General features: G+C 48.5%; 12 protein-coding genes. 11 read left to right on the plus strand and 1 reads right to left on the minus strand.

Features of this window, described 5'->3' with window-relative positions; genetic code table 11:
- Positions 1-111: 111 nt before the first annotated feature.
- From P403_RS0108730 to rpsI, 8 genes are all read left to right on the plus strand, one after another.
- Complete coding sequence (locus tag P403_RS0108730; RefSeq protein WP_029332273.1) at positions 112-1,056, plus strand: DNA-directed RNA polymerase subunit alpha; 945 nt, start codon at positions 112-114, stop codon at positions 1,054-1,056.
- Positions 1,057-1,090: 34 nt separating this feature from the next.
- A complete protein-coding gene (gene rplQ / locus P403_RS0108735) occupies positions 1,091-1,462 on the plus strand; it encodes a 50S ribosomal protein L17 (protein WP_023466649.1) in 372 nt (123 codons plus the stop codon).
- A gap of 95 nt (positions 1,463-1,557) precedes the next feature.
- The gene (locus P403_RS0108740) at positions 1,558-2,388 is read left to right on the plus strand and encodes an energy-coupling factor ABC transporter ATP-binding protein (RefSeq protein WP_029332274.1); all 831 of its coding nucleotides are present in this window, start codon (positions 1,558-1,560) and stop codon (positions 2,386-2,388) included.
- The gene (locus P403_RS0108745; protein ID WP_029332275.1) at positions 2,376-3,233 is read left to right on the plus strand and encodes an energy-coupling factor transporter ATPase; all 858 of its coding nucleotides are present in this window, start codon (positions 2,376-2,378) and stop codon (positions 3,231-3,233) included. The genes P403_RS0108740 and P403_RS0108745 overlap by 13 nt, the downstream gene beginning before the upstream one ends.
- Positions 3,230-4,018: an energy-coupling factor transporter transmembrane component T family protein gene (locus tag P403_RS0108750; protein ID WP_029332276.1), complete on the plus strand. Its 789-nt coding sequence runs from the start codon at positions 3,230-3,232 to the stop codon at positions 4,016-4,018. The genes P403_RS0108745 and P403_RS0108750 overlap by 4 nt, the downstream gene beginning before the upstream one ends.
- Positions 4,018-4,767: a tRNA pseudouridine(38-40) synthase TruA gene (truA, locus tag P403_RS0108755; protein WP_029332277.1), complete on the plus strand. Its 750-nt coding sequence runs from the start codon at positions 4,018-4,020 to the stop codon at positions 4,765-4,767. The genes P403_RS0108750 and truA overlap by 1 nt, the downstream gene beginning before the upstream one ends.
- Positions 4,768-4,922: 155 nt before the next feature.
- The gene (rplM, locus tag P403_RS0108760; RefSeq protein ID WP_012369041.1) at positions 4,923-5,360 is read left to right on the plus strand and encodes a 50S ribosomal protein L13; all 438 of its coding nucleotides are present in this window, start codon (positions 4,923-4,925) and stop codon (positions 5,358-5,360) included.
- 24 nt (positions 5,361-5,384) lie between these two features.
- Positions 5,385-5,777, plus strand: a complete 393-nt coding sequence (gene rpsI / locus P403_RS0108765; RefSeq protein WP_029332278.1) for a 30S ribosomal protein S9 — start codon at positions 5,385-5,387, stop codon at positions 5,775-5,777.
- Positions 5,778-5,907: 130 nt separating this feature from the next.
- Here rpsI and P403_RS0108770 read toward each other — a convergent pair whose 3' ends face one another.
- Positions 5,908-6,195 (minus strand): hypothetical protein, encoded by a 288-nt coding sequence (locus tag P403_RS0108770; protein ID WP_029332279.1) that lies wholly within the window; start codon positions 6,193-6,195, stop codon positions 5,908-5,910.
- A gap of 106 nt (positions 6,196-6,301) precedes the next feature.
- Here P403_RS0108770 and P403_RS0108775 point away from each other — a divergent pair, with 106 nt between their 5' ends.
- From P403_RS0108775 to P403_RS0108785, 3 genes are all read left to right on the plus strand, one after another.
- Positions 6,302-6,934, plus strand: a complete 633-nt coding sequence (locus tag P403_RS0108775) for a M15 family metallopeptidase (protein WP_029332280.1) — start codon at positions 6,302-6,304, stop codon at positions 6,932-6,934.
- 192 nt (positions 6,935-7,126) lie between these two features.
- On the plus strand, positions 7,127-8,158 hold the full coding sequence (locus tag P403_RS0108780) for an Mrp/NBP35 family ATP-binding protein (protein WP_029332281.1): 1,032 nt from the start codon (positions 7,127-7,129) through the stop codon (positions 8,156-8,158).
- Positions 8,159-8,161: 3 nt separating this feature from the next.
- Positions 8,162-8,767 (plus strand): KinB-signaling pathway activation protein, encoded by a 606-nt coding sequence (locus P403_RS0108785; protein WP_029332282.1) that lies wholly within the window; start codon positions 8,162-8,164, stop codon positions 8,765-8,767.
- Positions 8,768-8,823: the final 56 nt, after the last annotated feature.

Below are 8,823 nucleotides of genomic sequence, written 5' to 3' on the forward strand. Positions count from 1 at the left end.
TCGAGTAGACTTTTGTTGATCGTTTGACCAAATCAAGCAGTAGACACGTACACGAGACGGTTGGCGATTGAACGCGATGGCCAACAGGACGATATTCAAGGAGGGGTTCAGATGATCGAAATCGAAAAACCGAAGATTGAAACGGTCGAATTAAGCGAAAACGCTACGTTTGGTAAATTCGTAGTAGAACCGCTTGAGCGTGGATTCGGTACAACGCTTGGTAACTCATTGCGTCGTATCTTATTATCTTCACTTCCGGGTGCTGCAGTCACTGCAGTCCAAATCGATGGCGTTCTTCATGAGTTCTCGACGATTGATGGCGTTGTAGAAGACGTTACCCAAATCATCTTGAACCTTAAGAAACTCGCCCTCAAAGTTTACTCGGAAGAAGAGAAAACACTTGAGATCGATATTCAAGGCGCTGGCGTTGTTACTGCGGCAAACATTACGCATGACAGCGACGTCGAAATCCTCAACCCAGAACTTCACATTGCAACACTTGCAGAAGGTGCATCACTTCATATGCGTCTGACAGCTCGTCGCGGTCGTGGTTATGTTCAGGCTGAAGATAACAAACGGGACGATATGCCAATCGGTGTGATCCCAATTGATTCGATTTACACGCCAATTCAACGTGTAAACTATCAAGTTGAAAAAACACGTGTCGGTCAAGATGCGAGCTTCGATAAATTGACGCTTGATGTTTGGACGGACGGTTCAATCCGCCCTGAAGAAGCAGTGTCACTCGGTGCGAAAATCATGACAGAACACTTAAACATCTTTGTTGGTCTTACGGACGAAGCGCTCCATGCTGAAATCATGGTCGAAAAGGAAGAAGATCAAAAAGAAAAAGTACTTGAAATGACGATCGAAGAACTCGATCTTTCAGTTCGTTCGTACAACTGTTTGAAACGCGCTGGTATCAATACGGTTCAAGAACTCGCGAATAAGAGCGAAGACGAGATGATGAAAGTTCGTAACCTCGGACGTAAATCACTCGAAGAAGTTCAAGCGAAGCTCGACGAACTCGGACTTGGTTTGCGTAAAGAAGACTAAAAACTATTAATTGCACGAAGGAGGGAATCCATCCATGGCATACTCGAAATTAGGCCGTACAAGCTCACAACGTAAGGCACTTTTGCGTGACCTTGCGACTGATCTCATCATCAATGAGCGTATCCAAACTACAGAACAAAAAGCGAAGGAACTTCGTCCAGTCGTTGAGAAACTCATCACTTTAGGTAAACGCGGTGATCTCCACGCTCGTCGTCAAGTTGCATCGTTCGTTCGCCGTGAAGCTGCTGGTCAAAACGCAGAGGGCAAAGCACAAGACGCGATCCAAAAATTATTCGCTGATGTTGCTCCACGTTTTGCTGAGCGTCAAGGTGGTTACACACGCATCATGAAAATGGGACCACGTCGTGGTGACGGCGCAGAAATGGTCATCATCGAACTCGTTTAATTTTTAAATGATTCGTTATAAAAGGGCAGTGCGTAACTCGCTTCTGCCCTTTTGTTACAAATGGAATTAATTGATTTGATGAAGGAGGAGTAGACATGACGAAGCTAATTGAACTGGATCACGTTACGTATCGGTATCCGGAACAGGAACAAGCGGCGTTACAAGATGTCTCTCTGACGATTCATTCGGGTGAATGGGTCGCCATCGTTGGACACAACGGCTCTGGAAAATCAACGCTGACTAAATTGTTTAATGGCTTGTTGCTTCCTGAATCAGGAACGGTGACCGTAGGCGAGACGTTCTCGAGTGCGAATCCGGAGCAACTATGGGAGATGCGTCGGGCAATCGGCATCGTCTTTCAAAATCCAGATAATCAATTTGTTGGCACGACCGTGCGCGACGACGTGGCATTTGCCCTTGAAAATTGGGGTGTGCCACGCGAGGAAATGGTTCGTCGTATTGACGACAGTCTAGCGCGCGTTGGCCTTACGGATTTTGTTGATCGGGAACCCCATCAATTATCCGGCGGACAGAAGCAGCGTGTCGCAATTGCTTCGGCACTTGCGATGCGCCCTGATGTTCTCGTGCTTGATGAAGCAACATCGATGCTTGATCCACTCGCACGTGAAGAGGTTATGTCGACCGTTCAAGAATTATATGAACGACATCCGATGGCGGTAGTCGCCATTACACATGAATTAGACGAGGTCTTACAGGCCAGTCGTGTCATCGTGATGGATGCCGGGAAAATCGTATTAGAAGGTACACCTCAAGAAGTCTTTGCGAAATCGGCGTTTCTCCAAGAAATCGGTCTCGATGTTCCTTTCATCGTTCGAGTTCAGGAGCAATTGCGGGCGCGAGGTCTCTCGTATGGGGACACGATACTAGATGAAAGTGAATTGGTGAACCGCTTATGCCAATCCTAATCCAGGAATTGAACTATACGTACCAACTTAATAGTCCGTTCGAACGAGTCGCGCTGCGTGATGTGAATCTTGAGATTCCGTCAGGGGCGCTTGTTGCGTTTGTAGGGCACACTGGGTCTGGGAAGTCGACGCTCGTCCAGCACATCAATGGATTGCTGAAACCGACGAGAGGGAAAGTCCAAGTCGATGACATCATCATTGAACCAAAACGAAAACAAGATTTAAAGGCACTACGAAAACGTGTCGGTCTCGTCTTTCAGTATCCGGAGTACCAGCTGTTTGAAGAAACGGTCTTAAAAGATGTCATGTTCGGTCCGATGAACTTCGGGCATGAGCAGGAAGAGGCGGAACGGCTCGCAAAAGAGGCATTACGCACAGTAGGGCTAGACGAAGTCTTCTGGTCCCGATCGCCGTTTGACCTGTCTGGTGGGCAAATGAGGCGTGTTGCGATCGCAGGCGTACTCGCTAGTCAACCAGACGTGTTGATCGTCGACGAACCGACCGCTGGACTCGATCCGCAAGGACGTAAGCAAATGTTGAGTCTTTTCGCTCGACTTCACGCGGAAACGGGTTTGACATTACTCTTGATTACGCATGATATGGATCAAGTGCTCGAGTATACGAATCGTGTCGTCGTCATGGAGCATGGACAAGTCGCATATGACGGCGAGCCGATTGGATTATTCCAACAGGCGGAATTGCTGAAGCAGTTCCATCTTGATCTGCCGCACGTCTTGGCACTTGCCTGGCCGGTGGCAGACCGACTCGGACTTTCGCGTCCGAACTTACGAACGGAGCCGGAAGTCGTGGATTGGATTTTACAGGTACAGGGGGGACGTATATGATCGTCGGACAACATATTCCGGGTACGTCCTATCTTCACCGTTCTTCTGCGCTTGCAAAAATTATTTTTGCGTTTTGTTTCATCCCGCTCGTGTTCCTCGCGAACAATGCAGCGACGAACATTTTTTTACTCATCTTTACGTTTTTAGCGTTAGCGAGTAGTAAACTACCACTTCGCTACGTCTTGAAGGGCTTACGCCCGATTCTTTTCCTAATCGTCTTCACCTTCATCGTGCAACTGTTCTTTACGCGAGAAGGAACCATCTTGTTCGAATTTGGATGGTTGAAAATTTATTCGGAAGGTCTGCGTCTCGCCATCATCGTCTCGCTCCGCTTCTTCTATTTGGTCTCGATTACGACACTCGTCACCTTGACGACGTCACCGATCGAGCTGACAGATGCAATTGAGTTGCTTTTGAAGCCATTCAAGGTCGTCCGCGTTCCGACGCATGAGATTGCCTTGATGCTCTCGATTTCGCTGCGGTTCTTACCGACACTGGCAGAAGAGACGGAGAAGATCATGAAAGCACAGCAGGCACGTGGTGTTGATTTGGCGGCAGGACCGATCAAAGAGCGTCTGCGAGCAATCATCCCACTGTTGATTCCATTGTTCATCTCGGCCTTTAAGCGGGCAGAGGACCTCGCGACGGCGATGGAAGCACGCGGCTACCGTGGGGGAGAAGGACGGACGCGTCTCCGGGAATCGAAATGGACGGCACGTGATACCGGTTTGATGGGTCTCCTCGTCGTCGCGCTCCTGCTTGTTTACTTACGGGGAGGTTTCTGATGCGACGTTTTAAATGTACGATTCAATATGACGGGACGGGTTACTCCGGTTACCAAGTCCAACCGAATGGTGTAACGATCCAGGAGGTCGTCGAGAAGACGCTTGCGCGCATGCACAAGCACCCGGTCAAGGTGATTGGATCAGGGCGTACAGACGCTCGTGTGCACGCACAGGGGCAAGTCATCCATTTCGATACGGAACTTGCGATTGCGCCGGACAGCATGGTCAAGGCCTTAAATACGTTATTACCGGACGATATTCGTGTTCGGGACTGTAAAGAGGTCGCTTCTGACTTCGAAGCGAGGTATGATGTAGTGGGGAAAGAGTACCGGTACTTCGTGCGCCGGACCGAAGATGCGTTTCGACGTCATCAATCGGTATTGATTCCGTACGCGCTTGATCTCGACGTGATGCGTCAAGCGATGACGTATTTAGTCGGCACCCATGATTTCAGTTCGTTTTGTGTCGCGAAGACGGAAACGGACAATCGGATCCGGACGATTTATGAAGCGGAGTTGATTGAGTACGGGGAAGAGCTGATCTTTCGGTTTAAAGGAAGCGGTTTTCTCTATAATCAAATTCGCATCATGGTCGGGACTTTGTTTGATGTCGGGCGCGGACGTTTTGCCGCTACGGACATCAAGAAGATGCTTGCCGCGAAGGATCGAAACGTCGCTGGTGTGACGGCACCACCGCACGGGTTGTACCTTTGGGAAGTTTTCTACCCAGAGTCTAAAAAAGGCATTTGACATTAGCCGCTAAAAAACATACAATGTTTATTGGCATTTCATTTATTATGAAACCACAATCTTAGCCCCGTACACCTAAGATTCTGATAGATTCACACAGTGAATAAATGAAAAATCAAAAAAGAAACTTTTAAATTCCTTAGGAGGTATTTTACATGCGCACAACTTTCATGGCGAAAGCTACTGATGTAGAACGCAAATGGCTCCTTATCGACGCAGAAGGCAAAACACTCGGTCGTCTTTCGAGCGAAGTGGCTTCACTTCTCCGCGGTAAGCACAAACCTACGTTCACACCACACGTTGACTGTGGGGATCACGTTATCCTCATCAACGTTGAGAAAATCGTATTAACTGGTAACAAACTCGACAAAAAGGTCTACTACCGTCACTCTGGTCATCCAGGCGGCTTGAAGCAGACTGTCGCACGCGACTTACTCGCTAACAAACCTGAGCGTATGCTTGAACTCGCGATTAAAGGGATGCTTCCAAAAGGTAGCCTCGGTCGTCAAATGTTCAACAAACTCCACGTTTACGCTGGAGATACTCATAAGCAAGAAGCACAACAACCAGAAGTTTACGAACTTCGCGGTTAATACGAATTTAGGAGGAACTACACGATGGCAGATGTACGTTACTACGGCACTGGTCGCCGTAAACACGCGGCAGCTCGCGTTTTCCTCGTTGCTGGAGACGGTAAAGTCACAGTTAACGGGCGCGATATCAGCGAATACTTCGGTTATGAAACTTTAATCATGACTGCAAAAGAACCACTTGTAATCACAGAAACAGAAGGTAAATACGATATCATGGTAACGGTCAAAGGCGGCGGCTTCACTGGTCAAGCAGGCGCTATCCGTCACGGTATCTCACGTGCACTTCTTCAAGCGGATCCAGATTTCCGTGGAACACTTAAAGCTAAAGGCTTCTTAACACGCGATGCTCGTATGAAAGAACGTAAAAAATACGGTCTTAAAGCAGCACGTCGTGCGCCTCAGTTCTCAAAACGTTAATCGTTTTTACCTCTCATCCTTACGGGTGGGAGGTTTTTTTTGTGCCATCTAAAAAAGATCATCTCCGCAACAGGGAAATGATCTCACGCTTTTACTTTTGAAATTTAGCAACGGTCGAGTCCCTCTTAGTTTAAACCGTACGTCGCAGACGGAGCCTACGGACTAGAGTCAGAGCACCGAAGAGAATCAAAAACGTCACGGGAATGGAACGGATGAACTGTGCTGTTAAGAAAGCACGTACGCTGTCATCCGTTCCGTGACTGACGAACACCGTACTCTGCTCTAATAGGACAGCACCTTCTTCAAGTATCGGTTGATAGGTAGTTGCCGGCTGTACGGTGAAGAAATAGAAGTAGGCAAGGTAGCCGATATGTAGGAAAAGCGTCAGTATCATCGACAGGAAAAGCACTTTTTTCATGAACTAAAGAAACCTCCTTTTGAATAAGGTAATCGAAAACATGACCTTTCCCAAGTATACACGAAGGGGAATCTGGGAAAAGAACGAAGAAGGAGTGTGATGTGAAGTGGCATTGACGATCGATTGGCTACTCGAACGAGCGAACCGAAAACTGAGCGTCGCCGGACTCTCGCCGGAAGTCGCGCGCAAGACACGCCATGTCATCCGGGAACTCCACGGGAAAGGGATTTACGTTGGCGTAGCGCAAGGATTCCGTTCTTACCGGGAGCAAGAGGCATTATATGCACAAGGACGGACGACCCCTGGCGCCGTCGTGACGAACGCACGCGGCGGGCAATCGAATCATAACCGCGGGATTGCGGTGGATCTTTTTCGTTATACTAATGACGGGACACGGGCGATTTTTGATATCGACGAACCGTTCAAGCAGATTGTCACGGCAATGAAAGAACAAGGCTTTTCGTGGGGCGGTGATTGGGTGACGTTTCAAGATTACCCTCACTTTGAACTACTCAAGGCAACGACGGACGTCCTTGTTCCGTATCCAGGTCGTCCACTCTACCGTGGGGCGATCGGAATGGATGCACGTGACATCGAGCGAATCCAGCGGGCAGTGAAAGCACCCGTGACGAAAGTATTTGACGATACGACGGCACGGCAAGTGAGGGCCTATCAAGTACGGCAAGGACTTGCGGTCGACGGTGTCGTCGGTCCGGCGACCTGGAATCGAATGTTTTAATGAAATGACTACTGTTCTTTCTGCGGGTACGCCGAAGGAGAGTAGTCTTTTTCGATCACAAAGCGAGTCATCTTTCGCTGAGTACGAAAACTTCAGGAAATATTCTCCTTTCCGAGTCGAAATGTGCAAGCGCTATCTTATTTTTGTTATACTGAAATGGAATAAATCGAACGTTCTCAGGGGGAAGGCACTATGTTGAATGAACAAGAAATTCGCGAGGTAGTCGGACAGTTAATTGATCCGACGATCGAACGCTCGCTTGCAGATACGAACGGGATTCGTGATGTCCGCATCAAAGGAGACTACGTCAGCCTGAAAATCGCCCTTGCACAAGCGGGTTCGGGTGAACAGTTGACGTTGCAACAAGAAATCGTTAAAGAGTTAAAAGAAAAAGGCTTCAAAACGGTCGGACTCCGCTTCGAGGCACTCGGCGATCACGGGATTCAGGCAGCGACGACACCATCGATTCTTAAACCGGAGTCAGGTACGACGTTCATTGCGATTGCTTCTGGTAAAGGGGGCGTCGGGAAATCGACAGTTTCTGTCAATCTCGCGGTCGCGCTCGCACGGGCAGGTAAAAAAGTTGGTTTGATCGACGCGGATATCTATGGTTTTAGTGTTCCGGATATGATGGGAATTGAAACACGACCGACAGTCGTCAATGACCGAATCATTCCGCCTGAGCGGTTTGGCGTAAAAGTCATCTCGATGGGCTTCTTCGTTGAAGACAATGCACCCGTCATCTGGCGTGGACCGATGCTCGGGAAGATGCTCAATAACTTCTTCTCGGATGTTGAATGGGGCGATCTCGATTACCTCTTACTCGATTTACCGCCAGGGACGGGTGACGTCGCGCTCGATATCCACTCGATGCTCCCAAGCTGCCAGGAGTTGATTGTCACGACACCACATGCGACAGCAGCATTCGTTGCGGCTCGTGCCGGTGCGATGGCGATTAAGACGAACCACCGTTTGCTCGGTATCATTGAAAATATGGCGTACTTCGAAAGCAAGGTAACTGGTGAAAAAGAGTATGTCTTCGGATCAGGTGGCGGAGAGAAGTTGTCAGAAGCGCTAAAAACAGATATTCTAGCTAAGATTCCACTTGGACAACCATATGCGAATGAATCGGACTTTGCACCATCGATTTATCGCGATGATCATCCATTTGAAACACACTATAATGAACTCGCAGCGCGTGTCATCGAAAAAGTAGAGGGATAATACATGAAGATTAAAGGATTTTTGAAGCTGTTCTGGATGACGCTCCTAATTGGAACGCTAGCCGGCTTCGTGTTTAACCTTGTCGCTGAACCAGGCTATATCCGCAATCAATCGATTAGCGGATACATTACGGCCTTGGCATACAGTAGTACATGGACGGCGATCAGTCTGATGGGCTTTTTCTCCTATTTGATTTTGCACCGGGTCGGACTTGATCTGTTCCGCGGCGCAAAGTTATGGAATCGGGTTCAGGTCGTTTTGATTGCCTTCGCCTTGTTTGACGGCGTCTACTTGCGTGGACTTGCCTTCGGATTCGATAAGACAAGCCTCTATATTGGTGAAATGGTTGTCTTATTGTTCGTCGCGTTTCTCGTCGCGCGTACGAAAGCCCGTGAAACAAATTTCACTGCTTTCATCCCGACGTTATTCTTAATGACGGTCATCACGTTGATTGAATGGGTACCAGCTCTTCAGGCAACGCAAGACAAGCGGATGCTTTGGGCAGCACTGGCGACACTCTTGGTTTGTAATGCGTATCAAATCCTGATGTTGCATCGCCTGCAAGAAAAGCCTGCTCCAGCGAAAGTACAGTCGCAAAAACAGGCATAAGAAAAGGACTCGGGGAATGGTTGTGATGACCAATTCCATCGAGTCCATCTTTTTTA

It is taken from the genome of Exiguobacterium oxidotolerans JCM 12280, from assembly GCF_000702625.1.
GTDB lineage: Bacteria > Bacillota > Bacilli > Exiguobacteriales > Exiguobacteriaceae > Exiguobacterium_A > Exiguobacterium_A oxidotolerans.

Coding starts and splice junctions, on each gene's coding strand:
- P403_RS0108730 (WP_029332273.1), top strand. CDS start 112: ATGATCGAAATCGAAAAACCGAAGATTGAAACGGTCGAATTAAGCGAA.
- rplQ (WP_023466649.1), top strand. CDS start 1,091: ATGGCATACTCGAAATTAGGCCGTACAAGCTCACAACGTAAGGCACTT.
- P403_RS0108740 (WP_029332274.1), top strand. CDS start 1,558: ATGACGAAGCTAATTGAACTGGATCACGTTACGTATCGGTATCCGGAA.
- P403_RS0108745 (WP_029332275.1), top strand. CDS start 2,376: ATGCCAATCCTAATCCAGGAATTGAACTATACGTACCAACTTAATAGT.
- P403_RS0108750 (WP_029332276.1), top strand. CDS start 3,230: ATGATCGTCGGACAACATATTCCGGGTACGTCCTATCTTCACCGTTCT.
- truA (WP_029332277.1), top strand. CDS start 4,018: ATGCGACGTTTTAAATGTACGATTCAATATGACGGGACGGGTTACTCC.
- rplM (WP_012369041.1), top strand. CDS start 4,923: ATGCGCACAACTTTCATGGCGAAAGCTACTGATGTAGAACGCAAATGG.
- rpsI (WP_029332278.1), top strand. CDS start 5,385: ATGGCAGATGTACGTTACTACGGCACTGGTCGCCGTAAACACGCGGCA.
- P403_RS0108770 (WP_029332279.1), bottom strand. CDS start 6,195: ATGAAAAAAGTGCTTTTCCTGTCGATGATACTGACGCTTTTCCTACAT.
- P403_RS0108780 (WP_029332281.1), top strand. CDS start 7,127: ATGTTGAATGAACAAGAAATTCGCGAGGTAGTCGGACAGTTAATTGAT.
- P403_RS0108785 (WP_029332282.1), top strand. CDS start 8,162: ATGAAGATTAAAGGATTTTTGAAGCTGTTCTGGATGACGCTCCTAATT.